Genomic DNA, 15794 nt, shown 5'->3' with positions numbered 1-15794 from the left:
CCGGCTCAATCGTACTGGCGTTCGCCGGCCAGGGCGGAGGCCAGTGTGCCGGTGATGCGGTCGAACTGGCGGTCGAATTCCAGCAGCCAGTAGCCATCTTCCTGGCGCGGTGCGTCGTCGGCGAAGGCCACGTGGCGTCCGCCGGTGGCACGCATGTGGTTCATGAAATGCAGCGCGTTGGCACGCTCGCGGAAGCGGCAGCGATAGCGATGGCCGACATGGCCCTGCCGGCGGTGCTGCCCGACCGCCCCGTAAAGCCCTGAAAGGAGCGCATCGCCGAGAATCTGTTCCAGATCGGTGTGGTGCCGGGACGGGTGCTCGGACAGAAAAATGGCGAGGCGCGTCAGGCGGTTGGTGAAATACTCTGGCGGCAGGTCGAGCAGTTGTTCCGAACATACGCGAATATCGGAGATGCACGAGCTCCCGGTGACATATTTGGCGCGGTGCTGCCCGTCCACGGTCTTCAGGACCAGCCCCTCGGCCCCTTCCTCGTCCAGCCGCCGTATCAATTGCCCGAGCGCCTGGGTGTCGTGTGGGGTGAACTGTCCGTGCAGGGGCGCCGGGGGCAGTGCGTGGTGCTCGATCAAAGAGAATTTCTCTGGCTGGGGCACGAAGCCGGGCTGGCCGAGGCGCATCAAGTCGAAGACGAACAAGCCCACATCGTGTGCGACCCGGGGGGTGGAACCTTCCAGGTACGGCGTATCCGGACCGGCGATCTCTGCGCACAGGATCAGGTCGGGCTCGGCGTCGAAGATCACCGGGTCCATGAAATCCGTCACCCGGTCTGTGCTGAACGCGCAGACGTAGCCGCCGCGGCTGAAGGCATAGATGCGCCCGTGCCAGCGCAGGATGCGCACGTTGAAGCCGTCGATCTTCTCCTCCGCCCAGAAGGGCTGGTCGAACTGACGGGGCAGCCCGGCTTCCAGCGACTGGATGCGTCCGATTGCCGGGTAGCCGGGGATTATTGAACCGTCCGGCAATACTACGGATCCGCGCGGGTAGTGATTAACCGGTTCCAGCAGCCGTGCGTACTCCAGCCCGTCAAACGTCAGGGCCTCGGCGCGGCGATTTGCGACGGCATCCTGCAGTGTTTCGTGGTCGATCATGCGTTCTCTTCTGTCGGGGTCTTCCTCAGGCCCCGGATCTGATCCTTCAGGGCCTCGGTGTGGCGGCGGGCCTTGCCGGCCTGGGTTACCAGGCGCCGCGCCATGCTGATGATCCGCAGCTGTCGTTCCATCTCGGCCATGCTCAGCGAGCCGAAGGTGCCTTCGCGCAGCAGGGCGGCCTTCAATTCGGCATAGGCGGATTCCACCGTGTCTACAGCCTCTGCGGCGGCCAGTTCATGCCCATTGTCGCCATCGTCCGCCTCCAGGTTGCACAGGTCCAGGGCGCGGATCGCCTGTTCCTGCCAGGCGCGGCGCTGTTCGGTCACGATCGGGCGCTCCTCGCCGCTGGACTGGCGGCGCAGGTCGGCGATGTCGTCGGCCAGTATGGCGACCTCGCGATGGTAGCGGGCAATGCGCACGGCTTCGGCGATTCCGTGCCCGACCTGTTCCGGCATTGGGTGGTTCGCGGTATGGGCCGCGAAGTCGGCGATGGCCTGGGTCAGCTGCTCCGCGGCCAGGCGCCTGCGGTCCAGGGTGCCGGCCGCCGGCGGCGCGGTCTGCAGGGCCTCGCGGGCCATCGAGTGGCCGATGTCGGCCAGGCGCTCGGTCTCCTGGATCAGCGACTGCAGGGCGAGATCCGGGACCCCGGAGCTGCTGCGGTCCAGGTATTGTGGCCGGGCGATGTCCTCCTCGATAGTGCGGAAGCGGCCCTGCAGCCAGCGGATCATCGGCGGGGCGACTGGCACCATCAGCGCCACCCCGAGCAGGTTGAACGCGGTATGAAACAGCGCCAGCAGCACCGCCGGCGCCGGGGCCTCGCCGGTGCTGCCCCAGATCCAGGCGATCGCGGCCAGGAACCAGGGCAGGATCAGTAGCGCAACGATCGCGGTCAGGCCGTTGAAGATCACATGGGCCGCAGCGACGCGCTTGGCGTTCGGGGTTGCGCCGATTACGACCAGCAGCGCTTTCACCGTGGTGCCGAGGTTGGCGCCGATCACGGCCGCGGCGGCCGCTTCCAGCGGTACCGCGCCACTCATCGCGGCGGTCAGGGCCATGGCCATGGAGGCCGAGGAGCTCTGCATCAGCACGGTCAGGAGTGCCCCGATGCCGACCATGATCAGGAGCCCGGCGAAACCGGGACGCGCCAGCGCGCCCAGGTCGAAGGTGGCGCTCAGTCCCTCGAAGGCCTCGCGCAGCACGTCGATCCCGAAGAACAGCAGACCGAAGCCGGCCAGCGCCAGGCCCAGATAGCGCGGCCGTGCGGCCTTCATGAACAGGTAGAGCAGGGCGCCGATGCCGATCGCCGGCAGGGCGAAGGCCTCGATGCGGATGTTGAAGCCGATCAGTGCGACCAGCCAGCCGGTCATGGTCGTGCCGACGTTGGAGCCGAAGATTACCCAGACCGACTGGCCCAGCGTCAGCAGACCGGCATTGGCGAAGCCGATGGTGGCGACCGTGACCGCGCTGGAGGACTGCACCAGCGCGGTCACGCCCATGCCCGAGGCGAGGGCACGCGGCCGGGTGCGGGTCCATTGCCCGAGGATGTGCTGCAACGCCCTGCCGCCGGCGGTCTTCAGGCCGTCGGTCAGCAGGGTCATCCCGAGCAGGAACAGCCCGAGACCGCCGAGGAAGCCGGCGATCAGGGCGTAGGTGCTGACGGCTTCGGCCTCCGGCATCGGTCCTTATTTTTCGCGCAGTTACAGCGTAATGGTCTCGCCGAAGGCGGGTGCATGCGCCTCGGCCCCCAGCTCGTCACGCAGGCCGGTGGCCAGGGCCTCGCGCGCCTCCGGCTCGCCGTGCACGAGGTGGAATACCGGCTGGTCCTGAAAGGCGCGCGCCCAGTCGATCAGCTGGCTGCGCCCGGCATGGGCGGAAAAGCCGCCCAGGGTGTGGACCTTCGCGTTCACCGCGACCTCGTCGCCCAGGAGCTTGACTCGCTCGGCGCCGTCGACCAGGCGCCGGCCCAGCGTGCCTGTCGCCTGGAAGCCGACGATCACCAGATGCGCCTCGCGCCGCCACAGGTTGTACTTCATGTGGTGCCGGATGCGCCCGCCATTGCACATTCCGGAGCCGGCGATGATGATCGCGCCGCCGGTGATCCGGTTGATCGCCATGGATTCCTCGACCGTGCGGCAGACCTGCAGCCCCGGCAGGTAGGCCGCCGGATCCCCATTCGCGGCCTGGTGCAGCCGGTCCATGTCCTCCGGGTCCAGCGTGCGGCGCAGGCGGGCGTACAGCTCGGTGACCTTGATCGCCATCGGACTGTCGAGGAAGACCTTCTGCTGCGGCAGGCGCCCGGCGTGGTGCAACATGCTCAGGTGGTAGAGGATCTCCTGGGTGCGGCCCACGGCGAAGGCTGGGATCAGCACGTTGCCGCCGCTCTTGTCGGCCTCGGCCAGGACCTGCGCGAACTCCTCGACCGTCTCCTCCATCGGGCGGTGGTCGCGGTCGCCGTAGGTGCTCTCCAGCAGCACGTGATCCGCGTGTTCCGGGCGTGCCGGGTCGTGCATCAGCACGGCGTCGGCGTTGCCGAGATCGCCCGAGAACACCAGGTGCCGATCGCGCCCGCCGGAGGGCACGATCAGGTCCACGATCGCGGAACCGAGGATATGCCCGGCATCGCGGAAGGTCAGGCCAATTCCGCCCGCGATCTTGCGCGCCTGGCCGTAGGGCACGGCCTCGCACAGCCCGAGGGTGGTGGCGACGTCGTCGATGTCATAGACCGGCTCCAGCAGCGGCTTGTCCGCGCGCCGGCGCCACTTGTTCTCCCACTCGATGTCCTTGCTCATCACGAACGCGGCGTCCTCGAGCATGATCTCGAGCAGCTCCTCGGTGCCTGGCGTGCAGTAGATCGGGCCGCGGTAGCCATCGCGCACCAGCTTGGGCAGGAGCCCCGAGTGGTCGAGGTGGCCGTGCGACAGCACCACTGCGTCGAGTGTTTCCGCCAGTTCAACGAGCGAGGCGCGGTTGGCCTCGTCCGCTTCGCTGTTGCCCTGGTGCATGCCGCATTCCAGCAGGATGCGGGCGTCGTCGGTCTCGAGGAGATAACGCGAACCGGTGACCTCGCCGGTTGCCCCCTGAAAGGTCAGTTGTGCCATGAGGGGAAGTGTACGCGGGACGTGGGTGTAATGGGCAAGCAAAGCGTTCGCACTTGATCCGGATCAACCCCGGGCGTGGCAGTTGACCGCATGGGTTGACCCACCCCGGCCGGCGGGCGAGGCTGTCAACAGGACCACGGGGTAGGTTGCAAGGCGATGCGGCTGAGCAGTCCGGCGTTTGCAGACGGAGAACGGATGCCGATCGAGGTCTCGGCGCGGGATGCCAACGAGTTGCCGCAGCTGGACATTCGTGATGTGCCGGCGGGTGCACGCAGTCTCGCGTTGATCCTGGAAGACCTGGACTCGCCGCTGGGGGAGGTCACCCACTGGCTGGTCTGGAACCTGCCACCGGATACGCATTGCGTGGATGCCCTGCACCTGCCCCGCGAGGGGCGCGTGGGGATGGATGCCTTCGGCAAGGTCGGCTATCTCGGCCCGGTGCCGCCGGAGGGCTGTCATCACTACCGCTTCCGCCTGCTGGCGCTGGATGCCGAGCTGGAGCTGGAGGCGGGGGCGACCCGCAGCCAGTTCGATGCCGTGGCCGAGGGGCACGTGCTCGACGAGGCGGACCTCACCGGGGCGCTGTGCTCGGCGGACGCGGGCGCGGATCCCGATGCGCCGGCCTGATTCCGCCCGCGGGGAGGCCGCGGCATGAGCCACTACCGACCGGAGGCCTTCTTCGCCACGGTGAACCCGACGGTGTTCACTGCCTCCGCGATTATGGTGGTGGTGTTCGTCGCCTTCGGGGTGATCTTCCCCGACACCGCCAGCGAGGTGTTCGCCAGGATCCACGGCTTCATCACCGAGTATCTCGGTTGGGGCTACCTGTTGGTGGTGACCTTCTTCCTCGGCTTTCTGATCTGGCTGGGCTTCAGCCGCTACGGGGCCATCCGCCTGGGGCAGCCGGATGACCGGCCGGAGTTCGGCTTTGCCGCGTGGTTCGCGATGCTGTTCTCTGCCGGCATGGGGATCGGGCTGGTGTTCTGGAGCGTGGCCGAGCCGATCCTGCACTACCAGCATCCGCCGACCGGCGATGGCGAGACCGACGCGGCCGCGCGCCAGGCGATGGTCTACACCTTCTTTCACTGGGGACTGCACGCCTGGGCGGTGTACGTGGTGCTGGGGCTGTCGGTCGCCTATTTCAGCTTCCGTCACCGCCTGCCGCTGACCATCCGTTCGATCTTCTACCCGCTGCTGGGGGACCGCATCTACGGCCCGATCGGGCATGTGATCGACATCCTCGCGGTATTCGGCACCCTGTTCGGGTTGGCCACCTCGCTGGGTTTCGGGGCGATGCAGCTCAATACCGGGCTCAACGTGCTGGTCGACATGCCGGTCTCGCACTGGTGGCAGGTGGGCATTATCACCGCGATCACCGCGGTGGCGGTGCTGTCGGTGATCTCCGGGCTGGACCGCGGGCTGAAGTGGGTCAGCGTGTTCAACCTGGTACTGGCGATCAGCTTCATGCTGTTCGTGCTGATCGCCGGGCCCACATTGTTCATCCTGCGCTTCTTCCTCGACTCCACCGGCGGCTATCTGCAGCAGATCGTCCAGCTCAGCCTGCACACCGATGCCATCGGCGGCTCGCAGTGGCAGAAGGACTGGACCATGTTCTACTGGGCGTGGTGGATCGCCTGGTCGCCGTTCGTCGGCATCTTCATCGCGCGCATCTCGCGCGGGCGCACCATCCGCGAGTTCATCGTCGGCGTGCTCGCCCTGCCCAGCCTGTTCGTGTTCGCCTGGATGGCGATCTTCGGCGGCACCGCGCTGCACATGGAGCTGTTCGACGATGGCGCGGGTATCGCCGCGGCGGTCGCCGAGGACACCACCGTGGCCCTGTACGCGACCCTGGCGCAGCTGCCCTGGACCACGATCGCCTCCGGCGTGGCGACCCTGCTGATTGCGACCTACTTCATCACCTCGTCGGCCTCGGGCACCTATGTGGTCGATGCGCTGATCTCGCGCGGCTCGAAGCACTCGCCGAAGCGCCAGCGGGTGATCTGGGGCATTACCGAGGGGGCAGTGGCCGCCACCTTGCTGATCGTTGGCGGCGAGCGCGCGCTGGACAGCCTGCAGACCGGTTCCCTGACCGCCGGGCTGCCGGTCGCCATCATCCTGGTGTTCTGCTGCATCAGCCTGATGCGCGCGCTGGGCCGCGAGTACCGGGTCGAGGGCGTGGATCCGCCCTGGCGCTGACCCATCGCTCGGGCAGCGACCGGGCTGGGTGTGCTGCGGTCAGCTCTGGACCTGCCAGCTCCCGTCCGGCTGGCGGCATGCCGTGCCATAGACCTGTTCGCGCTGACCACCGATGGTCGCATCGATGGTGTACTCGCGGCAGGGTCCGGTCGCGGTATCAAAGGTCCGGGTGGGGGTCACCGCATACTGGTGTCCGGTATCCGGATTGACCCATTGCGCTGGCACCCCCGTGCGTACGGTTTCCAGGGTCTGGGCGGTCTTCATGCGGTCGACGTCGTCCATCGAGCGGCCGACTGCGCCGCCAATCGCCGCGCCGGCCAGGGTGCCGGCGATGATCGCGGCGGTGCGCCCACGCCCCGCGCCGACCTCGGCGCCGAGCAGGCCTCCCAGGGCGCCGCCGATCACCATGCCGGCCTGCTCCTGTCCCCCGTAGTGTGCACAGCCGGAAAGGGCAAGCGCCCCGGCCGCAAGGATCGTGTAGGTCGTCTTGCGCAGCATGGCATCCCTCCGCGCGAAGCTGTTGGATATGACCGGGCTCGACCAACAGCGCGCCGCTTGTGAGCTTGCCGGTCCGGAACCATCGGGTGCAGCGCCGTCAGGGCGACCTGCGGTCCTGGGTGTTTCTACCGAGTATAGGCACGAGTGGCGCGGCCTGCCCGCGAAGGCTTTCCGGGCCGGCACAGTGTCCCATGGCAGGGTGGGGGTTAGCGGCGACGTTCCAGACGCTGGAAGGTGAAGGCGCAGGCGTGGCGGTCGTCGGGTTCGTGGTGTTCGGACCAGACGCAGTCCCAGTCATCGGGGTTGATGGCCGGGAACCAGGTGTCCCCGGCATGGGGTTCGTGCACGCGTGTCAGGTGCAGCACGGAGGCCCGGGGCAGGGCCTCGGCAAACAGCCCTGCGCCGCCGATCACGAAGGCCGGGCCCTCGGGGATGGAGGTGAGGGCGCTGTCCAGGTCCGGATAGACCTCCACGCCGTGGGCCTGCCAGTCTGCCTGGCGGGTCAGCACCAGGTTGCGGCGCTTCGGCAGGGGGCGACCGATGGACTCGAACGTGCGCCGGCCCATGATCATCGGGTGCCCGTCGGTCACGCGCTTGAAGTGCTGCAGGTCCTTCGGCAGATGCCAGGGCAGATCGTTGTCGCGTCCGATTACATGGTCCGGGTCCAGCGCGACGATCAGGTGGATCTCGGGGGCCGCCATCAGATCGCCACCGGCGCCTTGATCGGCGGGTGCGACTGGTAGTCGCGCACCTCGATGTCGTCGAAGGTGAACGCGAACAGGTCCGTGACCTCGGGATTCAGGTGCAGGGTGGGCAGCGGCAGGGGCTCGCGGCCCAGCAGCTCGTTCACCTGCTGTTCGTGGTTGTGATACAGGTGGGCGTCGCCGAAGGTATGCACGAAGTCGCCCGGTTCCAGGCCGGCCACCTGCGCCAGCATGTGCGTGAACAGGGCATAGCTGGCGATGTTGAACGGCACACCCAGGAACACATCGGCACTGCGCTGGTAGAGCTGGCAGGACAGCCGGCCGTCGGCGACGTAGAACTGGAACAGGGTGTGGCAGGGCGCCAGCGCCATGCGCCCGGCGGTCGCGTTCTCCTGTGGTGAGACGGACTCGTCCGGCAGGTCGGCCACGTTCCAGGCGCTGATGATGTGGCGCCGCGAGTAGGGGCGTTGCTTCAGGTTGTCCACCAGTTCGGCCAGCTGGTCGTGCCCGGCCCAGTTGCGCCACTGTGCCCCGTAGATCGGGCCCAGATCGCCGTCCTCGGTGGCCCACTCGTCCCAGATGCGGACCTTGTGTTCCTTGAGATAGCCGATGTTGGTCTCGCCGCGGATAAACCACAGCAGTTCGTGGATCACCGAGCGCAGGTGGGTGCGCTTGGTGGTGACCAGCGGAAAGCCCGCGGCCAGGTCGAAGCGCATCTGGTAGCCGAACACCGAGCGCGTGCCGGTGCCGGTGCGGTCCGGGCGGTCGGTGCCGTGTTCACGAATGTGGCGGACGAGGTCGAGGTATTGCTGCATGTCAGGCGTTCTCGGTGGCCGGGCGGGATTCCGGCACGGCATTCTTGCGTGACCAGAGGATCAGACCAATCCCGAACAGGATGACCGGCAGGCTCAGTACCTGGCCGAGCGTCAGCCAGTCGAAGGCCAGATAGCCGATATGCGCATCCGGCACGCGCACGAATTCGACCAGGAAGCGGAAGCCGCCGTAGAGCGTTAGGAACAGCCCGGAGACCAGCCCCGTGCGGCGCGGATGACGCGAGACGATCCACAGCACCACGAACAGCGCCAGCCCCTCGAGGAACGCCTGGTAGAGCTGCGATGGGTGGCGCGGCACATAGTCGGCGGCCGGGAAGATCATCGCCCAGGGCAGGTCGGTGGGTTTGCCCCACAGCTCGCCGTTGATCCAGTTCCCGATGCGTCCCGCGCCCAGGCCGATCGGGATCAGCGGTGCAATGAAATCCGTCAGGCGGAAGAAGCCCACGCCCAGCCGGCGTGCATAGAGCCAGGAGGTTACGAGTACCCCGACCAGGCCGCCGTGGAAGGCCATGCCACCTTCCCAGACACGGAACAGGCTGACCGGGTCGGCGAGTGTGGCATCCAGGTTGTAGAGAAGGGCATAGCCCAGGCGCCCGCCGATAATCACGCCGATCGCGCCCCAGAACAGCAGGTCGCCGACCTGAACCGGTTGCAGGGGCGCCCAGCCCTGCGTGCGCGCACGCCAGGCGCCCAGTGCCCAGAAGGCCACGAAGCCGATCAGGTACATCAGCCCGTACCAGTACAGGGTCAGGGGGCCCAGCGACAGGGCTACCGGATCGATAAACGGGTGCGTGGGCATGGTCGCTTGCGGATGGAAAATCGGCTGCACATGCTACCCGGCCTGGCCCTGGCGTGCACCTGTACCCGTCGGGGCGAATCCGCTTTCCAGGGAGGTCGTGCGATGAATCGACTGGCCGGGGCCAGCAGCCCGTATCTGCTACAGCATGCCGACAACCCGGTGGACTGGTATCCGTGGGGCGAGGACGCGCTGCAGCGCGCCCGCCGTGAGGACAAGCCGATCCTGCTGTCGATCGGCTACTCCGCCTGTCACTGGTGCCACGTGATGGCGCATGAATCGTTCGAGGACCCGGCCACCGCCGAGGTGATGAACGAACGTTTCATCAACATCAAGGTGGATCGCGAAGAGCGTCCCGACCTCGACCGTATCTATCAGAACGCGCACATGCTGCTGTCCCAGCGCCCGGGAGGCTGGCCGCTGACGGTGTTCCTGACCCCTGACCAGGTGCCGTTCTTTGCCGGCACGTACTTCCCCAGCACTCCGCGCCACGGACTGCCGTCGTTCGTCGACCTGATGACCCGGGTGGCCGATTTCCTCGCGGAGCATCCCGACGAGATCCAGCGCCAGAACGAATCGCTGCAGCAGGCGCTGGCACGCATCTACCGCCCGGCGGGCGGGGCGATCCCGGCGATCGGCGTGCTGGACAAGGCGCGGGCGGAACTGGCGCAGACCTTCGACGAGCAGTTCGGGGGCTTCGGCGACGCACCCAAGTTCCCGCACCCGGCCAGCCTCGAATGGCTGGCCTGGCACGCGGCGCGCCACGATGACGCCGAGGCCGACCGGATGCTCGAGCGGACGCTCGCGGCGATGGCCGCCGGCGGGATTTTCGACCAGGTCGGCGGCGGCTTCTGCCGCTACTCGGTGGATGCGCGCTGGATGATCCCGCACTTCGAGAAGATGCTCTACGACAACGGGCCTTTGCTGGGCCTGTATGCCGAGCGCGCGGCCGCCGGTGACGACCGCGCGCGGCATGTGGCCGAGCAGACGGTCGCCTGGCTGGAGCGCGAGATGCGCGACCCCTCCGGCGCGTTCTACTCCAGTCTCGATGCCGATTCGGAAGGGGAGGAAGGCCGCTTCTACGTTTGGGATCCGGAGACGGTCGAGGGCCTGCTGGCGGAGGACGAATGGGCGGTCGCCAGTCGGGTCTGGGGACTGAACGGCCCGGCGAACTTCGAGGGTCGCTGGCACCTGCACGAGGTGGTCCCGATCGCGACCGTGGCCGATGCCCTGGGCATCGACGAGCCCGAGGCGAACGCGCGCCTCGGCCGCGCCCGCGAGCGCCTGCTGGCCGCGCGGGAGCAGCGCGTGCGGCCGCATCGCGACGACAAGATCCTGGGCGCCTGGAACGCGCTGATGATTACCGGGCTCGCCCGCGCCGCGCGCGCGCTCGGGCGGCCCGACTGGCTGGGACTCGCCCGCGCGGCGATGGATGCGGTGCGTGAACGGCTCTGGCGCGATGGCCGGCTGTTTGCCAGCTACCGCGAAGGGGCGACCGGCGAGCTGCCACGGGCCTATCTGGACGACCACGCCCTGCTGCTGGAGGCCACGCTGGCGCTGCTGGAAGCCGAATGGGACAGCGACCTGCTGGGCTGGGCTACGACCCTGGCGGAGGCCCTGCTGGACGACTTCGAGGATACCGAGCACGGCGGCTTCTTCTACACCGCGCGCGATCACGAGGCGCTGATCCAGCGGCCCAAGGTCTACGCCGACGACGCGATGGCCGCCGGCAATGGCATCGCCGCGCAGGCCATGCAGAAACTCGGCTTCCTGCTGGCCGAGCCGCGCTACCTGGAGGCCGCCGAACGCACGCTGGCCAACGCCGGGCCGATGATCGAGCAGGCCCCGCTGGGCCACATGAGCCTGCTGATTGCGCTGGATATGCACCAGCAGCCGCCGCCGCTCGTCGTGCTGCGCGGCGCGGCGGACGAGCTGCCGGCCTGGCAGCAGCGCCTGCGGTCACAGGGCCATCCGGCATGGGGCTTCGCCATCGCGGGCGAGGTCGACGACCTGCCGGCGGCCCTGGCGGAGAAGGCGCCGCCGGAGTCTGGCGTGCGCGCCTATCTCTGCCGCGGCCTGCACTGCGAGGCGCCGGTAACCGACCCCGCGGCGCTGGACAACGCGCTCTCACCGGGTTGAAACGCCTGGTCGCGCACCCACAGTAGAATGGGTCAGCCCCGCAAGCAGGCTCCCACAAAAACATCCAGATCATTGCAAAAGGGAAGGTTCGAATGAGCGAGAAGAAGCTGATGGATTTCGTCGCCGAGGCGCGCCAGAACGTCGAGGAGATCTCCCCCGAGGACCTCTCCGAAAAGATGGAGGCCGGCGAGGACTGGCTGCTGGTGGACGTGCGCGAGCCGTATGAATACGAAAAGATCCATGTGCCGAATTCGCTGCTGATCCCGCGCGGCCTGCTCGAAGGCGCGGCGGATCCGAACACCCCGCATCGCATCGATGCACTGGTCAACGCCCGCGAGAAGCCGGTGGCCGTGATGTGCGCCACGGGCGGACGTGCCGCGATGTCGGTGCAGCGCCTGCGCGAGATGGGCTTTGGCCAGGTCGTGAACGTGGCCGGCGGCATAAAGGGCTGGGAGGCCGAGGACCTGCCGGTGGAATCCGGCGCCTATACCGGTCAGCTGCCGTAGAAAACCCTCCCTGCTGACACCCGTGGCGTGTTCACGGGAACGTCACGCGGGTTACACGAGGCCGTCAAATCGCGGGCGTAGTCTCCGGGACAGTTCAACCGGAGGTGGCGCCCATGTCCGCACCGCAGATCATCCCGCCCGTAAAGGCGGCTCACGCCGAGACGGGCTTTCGCGTTCATCTGGCCGCCGGACCGGGCGATCTGGAGGCCGCTCAGCGCCTGCGCTACTCCGTGTTCGCGGAGGAGATGGGCGCGCGGATCCCCGACGCCGAACGCGAACTGGGTGCCGATTATCTGGACCCCCACTGCCATCACCTCCTGGTACGCGAGCCTCGCACCGGGGAGCTGGTCGCCTGCACACGCATCCTGACCGAGGAGAGCGCGGCCATTGCCGGTGGCTTCTACTCACTGGCCGAGTTCGAGCTGGGTCCGTTGATGAATCTGCCCGGCAAGACGCTGGAGATCGGGCGCACCTGTGTGCGCGCGGATCAGCGCCAGGGTGCGGCGATCAACGCGCTGTGGTCCGGTCTCGCCCGCTTTATGACCGCGAGGCAGTATCAGTATCTGATGGGCTGCGCCAGTCTGCCGCTGACCGAACAGACCCCGGCTCAGCTCTCGTGGCTGCGCCTGTTCCACCGCGGCCCGTCGCGCCTCCGAGTCACGCCGCGCCGCCCACTGCCCAACTCGCTCAGCATCTGGCACGGCACGCCGTCGCGCGCCGGTCTGCCGCCGCTGCTCAAGGCCTACCTCCGCCTGGGCGCCCGTATCTGTGGCGAGGCCTGTCACGATCCCGACTTCAACGTCGCCGACCTGCTGGTCCTACTGGATGTCAGGGACCTTCCGGATCGCTACCATCGGCACTTCCTGGGCGCGATCGCGCCCGCAAGCCGAGGGTTGCACCATGACGGGAAGCCTGCGGGCATCGGGTAGGCTGATGCGCATTCTCCTGCACCTGCTGAAAGGCGTCTGGCTGACCTGGCGCATGTCGCGCCGGGGTGATGACTTCGAGACGCGCAGCCGCATCCGCCGCGACTGGTACGATCGCGCGCTGTGGCTGGCGGGTGTGCGCTTTCGCCTGACCGGTACACGGCCTCAACAGGCCTCGCTGGTGGTTGCCAACCACGTCTCGTGGCTGGACATCCCGTTGATCGGCGCGGCCGTGGACCCGTGTTTTCTGTCCAAGGACGAGATTGCCCGCTGGCCGGTGATCGGCTGGCTGGCGCGCCAGCACGACACGCGTTTCATCCGCCGCGGTGCGGGCGAGGCGAACGCCCACATCGAGGCCATGCGCGAGGGCCTCGACGAGGGCCGGCACTTCGTCGTGTTCCCGGAAGGGACGACCAGCCGCGGGCAGGGCGTGCGCCGCTTTCATCCGCGCCTGTTTGCCGCGGTGGCCGAGAACGGCCATCCGGTGCAGCCGGTGGCGCTGGACTACGAGCGCCCCGAGGGCGGCCCGGTCCCCGTCGCCTATACCGACGACGACCGCCTGCTGGTGAATGCCTGGCAGCTGCTGTGCCGCCGCGAGACCCGCGTGCAGGTGCATTTCCTCGCGCCGCTGCAAACCGCCGAAGAGGATCGCCGCTCGCTGGCCGAGGCCTCGCGGGACGCGATCGTCGAGCGACTGGGGCTGCCCGCCGAGCCCCTGGACCCGCCCGCCACGAAGCGACGAAAGGCGCGCTGACCATGGAGGCCGCGACGATGCCAGTCCCGTTTTCCCTTGCATCGCGTGGCCCGAATCCAGGTCGTTTGAACGTGGCCCTCGTGACCGAGACCTGGCCACCCGAGGTCAATGGTGTGGCGCATACCCTCGAACGGCTGACCGAGGGGCTGCGGGAACGGGGCCATCGGGTCCAGGTGATTCGCCCGCGGCAGGGGCTCGATCGGCCCGTCGCGGGGCCCCGGCATGCAACGAGCCCCGAGGATGTCACGCTGCCCGGTATCGCGATCCCCGGCTACCGGGGGCTGCGCATGGGCCTCCCCTCCACTCGACGCTTGCGCCGCCTGTGGCGGCACTCCCCCCCGGATGTCGCGTACATCGCCACCGAAGGACCCCTCGGGCATGCCGCGCTGGCGGTGGCCAGGCAGCTCGGCATCCCGGTGGCCTCGGGTTTTCACACGCGTTTCGATGGCTATGCCCGCCACTACGGGCTGGGGCTGCTGACGCTCCCGGTGCGGCGTCTGCTGCGCCGGTTTCACAACCGCTGTGGCGCCACTCTGGCACCCACCCGTGCGCTGGCCGAGGAACTGCGGGATCAGGGGTTTCAACGAGTAGGTGTCCTGGCGCGGGGGGTGGATACCCGGCGTTTCACCCCCGCGCGTCGTTCCCGGACCCTGAGGGGGCAGTGGGGTGCGAGTGGCCCGGTGCCGGTCGTGATTCATGTCGGACGCCTGGCCGCGGAGAAGAATCTGGATCTGGTGATCGCCGCCTTCCGCGCGATCCAGACGATTCGTTCCGATGCGCGGCTCGTGCTGGTGGGGGATGGCCCTCAGCGCGAGCGTCTGGCGCGTACGCATCCGGATGTCATTCTCGCCGGGCAGCAGACCGGACAGGCCCTCGCGCAGCACTACGCCAGTGGGGACCTGTTCCTGTTCCCGTCGACCTCGGAGACCTTCGGCAATGTGGTGATCGAGGCCATGGCCAGCGGCCTTCCGGTGCTCGCTTTCGATACGGCCGCCGCTCACGAGCACCTGGCCGATGGCGTATCGGGTGTCCGCGTTTCGCTGACCGGCAGTCGCCGGGTCGACGAGCAGGCCTTCGTGCGCGCGGCACGCGAGCTCGCCGGCCATCCCGAGCAGTGGCCGCTGCTCGGCGCGCGTGCGCGGGAGCATGCGTCCACGCTGGACTGGTCCGAAGTGATCGGCGGCTTCGAGTCGGTCCTGGTGCAACTGGTGCAGACGGAGGCCCGTGATGCGCATGCCTCGGCGCATGGATGAGGCGGAGCTGGCGATCTGCCAGCTGTGCAATCAGGTCAATCGTCAGTGGGCGATCAGCCGCTTCTTCGGACTGATCAGCCGGCTGGGGGACGGGGTGTTCTGGTACGGGCTGATGCTCCTGCTGCCGCTGTTCCACGGTCCGCAGGCCGCCTGGGTCAGCCTGCAGATGGCCGTGGTGGGGCTGGCGTCGTTACCGCTGTACAAGTGGCTCAAGCGTCGCACCAGCCGACCGCGACCGTGCAACCGCGACCGTCCGTTCACCCGCACGGTAGATCCACTGGACGAGTTCAGCTTCCCCTCCGGCCACACCATGCATGCGGTGGGATTCACCGTCGTGCTGGTGGCATGGTTCCCCGTCTGGGTCTGGCTGGTGGTGCCGTTCGCCGCCCTGGTCGCCGCTTCGCGCCTGGTGCTGGCGCTGCACTATCCCAGCGACGTCGCGATGGGGGCGCTGATCGGGGCCAGTATGGCCGGGGCGGTGCTGGCACTGGCCGGTCTGGTTTGAACGGGCCCGATGGTGCGGTTGCGACCTGTCGTCCAGGAAGTGTTCCGTCGTGCCGGCCGCCGCCAGTGCACGCGAGGTCCCGGATAACCGCCATGCGGTTTCCGGGGCGGCGGGGGACGGGGGTCAGCCGCGTGAGGAGAGGGCCTCGTCGTTGTAGGCGGCGTCGATGGTGACGATGGTCTTTTCGACCAGGCGGAAGCCCTCGACCGGGGCGTCGTCGGCCATGTATTTCAGGCGTACCGGGCCGATGGCCTTGACCGCCTCGGCGCGCTCCAGGGTGGCATCCGGACGATCGGCGCCGGCACCGTCCATCAACGCCACCAGCACCTCGGCGGCGATTGGGTTGCGGTGCGAGCCTTCGCGTGCCTTGTCCAGCGTGGCGGCTGGGTCGCCGTCCAGGAAGACCCCGTCCATATTTTCGTCCAGGTACTGCAGCAGTTCGGATAGCGTCATGTTGCGTCTCCCGCAGGTTTCGTTATT

Annotated in this window: 16 protein-coding genes; 8 read left to right on the top strand and 8 right to left on the bottom strand. The window is 68.1% G+C overall.

What is annotated here, in order from left to right:
* Positions 1 to 5 precede the first annotated feature (5 nt).
* From F466_RS0110275 to F466_RS0110265, 3 genes are read right to left on the bottom strand one after another with little or no spacing between them, the layout of a single operon-like run.
* Positions 6 to 1106 (bottom strand): RNA ligase, encoded by a 1101-nt coding sequence (locus F466_RS0110275; RefSeq protein WP_018138433.1) that lies wholly within the window; start codon positions 1104 to 1106, stop codon positions 6 to 8.
* Complete coding sequence (locus F466_RS0110270) at positions 1103 to 2782, bottom strand: Na/Pi cotransporter family protein (RefSeq protein ID WP_018649297.1); 1680 nt, start codon at positions 2780 to 2782, stop codon at positions 1103 to 1105. Before F466_RS0110270 ends, F466_RS0110275 begins: the two co-directional genes overlap by 4 nt.
* Before the next feature lie 21 nt (positions 2783 to 2803).
* Positions 2804 to 4204: an MBL fold metallo-hydrolase RNA specificity domain-containing protein gene (locus tag F466_RS0110265; protein WP_018138435.1), complete on the bottom strand. Its 1401-nt coding sequence runs from the start codon at positions 4202 to 4204 to the stop codon at positions 2804 to 2806.
* Positions 4205 to 4399: 195 nt separating this feature from the next.
* Here F466_RS0110265 and F466_RS0110260 point away from each other — a divergent pair, with 195 nt between their 5' ends.
* Positions 4400 to 4831, top strand: coding sequence for a YbhB/YbcL family Raf kinase inhibitor-like protein (locus F466_RS0110260; protein WP_018138436.1), 432 nt, complete (start codon positions 4400 to 4402; stop codon positions 4829 to 4831).
* Positions 4832 to 4855: 24 nt separating this feature from the next.
* A complete protein-coding gene (locus tag F466_RS0110255; RefSeq protein ID WP_018138437.1) occupies positions 4856 to 6400 on the top strand; it encodes a BCCT family transporter in 1545 nt (514 codons plus the stop codon).
* 39 nt (positions 6401 to 6439) lie between these two features.
* On the opposite strand, the gene F466_RS0110250 is transcribed toward F466_RS0110255, so the two are convergent.
* The 4 genes from F466_RS0110250 to lgt all read right to left on the bottom strand — a co-directional run bounded on the left by F466_RS0110250 (position 6440) and on the right by lgt (position 9264).
* Complete coding sequence (locus F466_RS0110250) at positions 6440 to 6898, bottom strand: RT0821/Lpp0805 family surface protein (protein WP_018138438.1); 459 nt, start codon at positions 6896 to 6898, stop codon at positions 6440 to 6442.
* A 206-nt stretch (positions 6899 to 7104) separates the two neighbouring features.
* A complete protein-coding gene (locus F466_RS0110245; protein WP_018138439.1) occupies positions 7105 to 7599 on the bottom strand; it encodes a dihydrofolate reductase in 495 nt (164 codons plus the stop codon).
* The gene (locus tag F466_RS0110240) at positions 7599 to 8417 is read right to left on the bottom strand and encodes a thymidylate synthase (protein ID WP_018138440.1); all 819 of its coding nucleotides are present in this window, start codon (positions 8415 to 8417) and stop codon (positions 7599 to 7601) included. Before F466_RS0110240 ends, F466_RS0110245 begins: the two co-directional genes overlap by 1 nt.
* Position 8418: 1 nt before the next feature.
* Positions 8419 to 9264: a prolipoprotein diacylglyceryl transferase gene (gene lgt / locus F466_RS0110235; RefSeq protein ID WP_018994067.1), complete on the bottom strand. Its 846-nt coding sequence runs from the start codon at positions 9262 to 9264 to the stop codon at positions 8419 to 8421.
* 72 nt (positions 9265 to 9336) lie between these two features.
* Here lgt and F466_RS0110230 point away from each other — a divergent pair, with 72 nt between their 5' ends.
* The 6 genes from F466_RS0110230 (at position 9337) to F466_RS0110205 (ending at position 15314) form a co-directional block, all read left to right on the top strand.
* Positions 9337 to 11370, top strand: a complete 2034-nt coding sequence (locus F466_RS0110230) for a thioredoxin domain-containing protein (protein WP_018994066.1) — start codon at positions 9337 to 9339, stop codon at positions 11368 to 11370.
* 92 nt (positions 11371 to 11462) lie between these two features.
* Positions 11463 to 11876, top strand: a complete 414-nt coding sequence (locus F466_RS0110225) for a rhodanese-like domain-containing protein (protein ID WP_018175465.1) — start codon at positions 11463 to 11465, stop codon at positions 11874 to 11876.
* 113 nt (positions 11877 to 11989) lie between these two features.
* Positions 11990 to 12805: a GNAT family N-acetyltransferase gene (locus tag F466_RS0110220; protein ID WP_018138444.1), complete on the top strand. Its 816-nt coding sequence runs from the start codon at positions 11990 to 11992 to the stop codon at positions 12803 to 12805.
* A 4-nt stretch (positions 12806 to 12809) separates the two neighbouring features.
* Entirely contained in the window at positions 12810 to 13556 is a 747-nt protein-coding gene (locus F466_RS0110215) for a 1-acyl-sn-glycerol-3-phosphate acyltransferase (RefSeq protein ID WP_018138445.1), read from the top strand.
* Positions 13557 to 13621: 65 nt separating this feature from the next.
* Positions 13622 to 14809, top strand: a complete 1188-nt coding sequence (locus F466_RS0110210; protein WP_018138446.1) for a glycosyltransferase family 1 protein — start codon at positions 13622 to 13624, stop codon at positions 14807 to 14809.
* Complete coding sequence (locus F466_RS0110205; protein WP_018994065.1) at positions 14784 to 15314, top strand: phosphatase PAP2 family protein; 531 nt, start codon at positions 14784 to 14786, stop codon at positions 15312 to 15314. The genes F466_RS0110210 and F466_RS0110205 overlap by 26 nt, the downstream gene beginning before the upstream one ends.
* A 123-nt stretch (positions 15315 to 15437) precedes the next feature.
* Here the strand turns inward: F466_RS0110205 and F466_RS0110200 are convergent, their stop codons facing one another.
* The gene (locus F466_RS0110200) at positions 15438 to 15767 is read right to left on the bottom strand and encodes a hypothetical protein (protein ID WP_018138448.1); all 330 of its coding nucleotides are present in this window, start codon (positions 15765 to 15767) and stop codon (positions 15438 to 15440) included.
* Positions 15768 to 15794: the final 27 nt, after the last annotated feature.

Origin of the sequence: Thioalkalivibrio sp. ALgr1 (genome assembly GCF_000378285.1) — a bacterium.
In the GTDB taxonomy this organism is placed as follows: Bacteria; Pseudomonadota; Gammaproteobacteria; order Ectothiorhodospirales; family Ectothiorhodospiraceae; genus Thioalkalivibrio.
Note: the sequence above shows the minus strand (reverse complement) of the source record. Positions and strands in the feature narration are given on the sequence as shown.

What these genes read in the sequence shown, in the direction of transcription:
- F466_RS0110200 (WP_018138448.1), bottom strand. Translation starts at nt 15,767, where the DNA reads ATGACGCTATCCGAACTGCTGCAGTACCTGGACGAAAATATGGACGGG.
- F466_RS0110230 (WP_018994066.1), top strand. Translation starts at nt 9,337, where the DNA reads ATGAATCGACTGGCCGGGGCCAGCAGCCCGTATCTGCTACAGCATGCC.
- F466_RS0110240 (WP_018138440.1), bottom strand. Translation starts at nt 8,417, where the DNA reads ATGCAGCAATACCTCGACCTCGTCCGCCACATTCGTGAACACGGCACC.
- F466_RS0110220 (WP_018138444.1), top strand. Translation starts at nt 11,990, where the DNA reads ATGTCCGCACCGCAGATCATCCCGCCCGTAAAGGCGGCTCACGCCGAG.
- F466_RS0110265 (WP_018138435.1), bottom strand. Translation starts at nt 4,204, where the DNA reads ATGGCACAACTGACCTTTCAGGGGGCAACCGGCGAGGTCACCGGTTCG.
- F466_RS0110245 (WP_018138439.1), bottom strand. Translation starts at nt 7,599, where the DNA reads ATGGCGGCCCCCGAGATCCACCTGATCGTCGCGCTGGACCCGGACCAT.
- F466_RS0110260 (WP_018138436.1), top strand. Translation starts at nt 4,400, where the DNA reads ATGCCGATCGAGGTCTCGGCGCGGGATGCCAACGAGTTGCCGCAGCTG.
- F466_RS0110205 (WP_018994065.1), top strand. Translation starts at nt 14,784, where the DNA reads ATGCGCATGCCTCGGCGCATGGATGAGGCGGAGCTGGCGATCTGCCAG.
- F466_RS0110275 (WP_018138433.1), bottom strand. Translation starts at nt 1,106, where the DNA reads ATGATCGACCACGAAACACTGCAGGATGCCGTCGCAAATCGCCGCGCC.
- F466_RS0110225 (WP_018175465.1), top strand. Translation starts at nt 11,463, where the DNA reads ATGAGCGAGAAGAAGCTGATGGATTTCGTCGCCGAGGCGCGCCAGAAC.
- F466_RS0110215 (WP_018138445.1), top strand. Translation starts at nt 12,810, where the DNA reads ATGCGCATTCTCCTGCACCTGCTGAAAGGCGTCTGGCTGACCTGGCGC.
- F466_RS0110255 (WP_018138437.1), top strand. Translation starts at nt 4,856, where the DNA reads ATGAGCCACTACCGACCGGAGGCCTTCTTCGCCACGGTGAACCCGACG.
- F466_RS0110270 (WP_018649297.1), bottom strand. Translation starts at nt 2,782, where the DNA reads ATGCCGGAGGCCGAAGCCGTCAGCACCTACGCCCTGATCGCCGGCTTC.
- F466_RS0110250 (WP_018138438.1), bottom strand. Translation starts at nt 6,898, where the DNA reads ATGCTGCGCAAGACGACCTACACGATCCTTGCGGCCGGGGCGCTTGCC.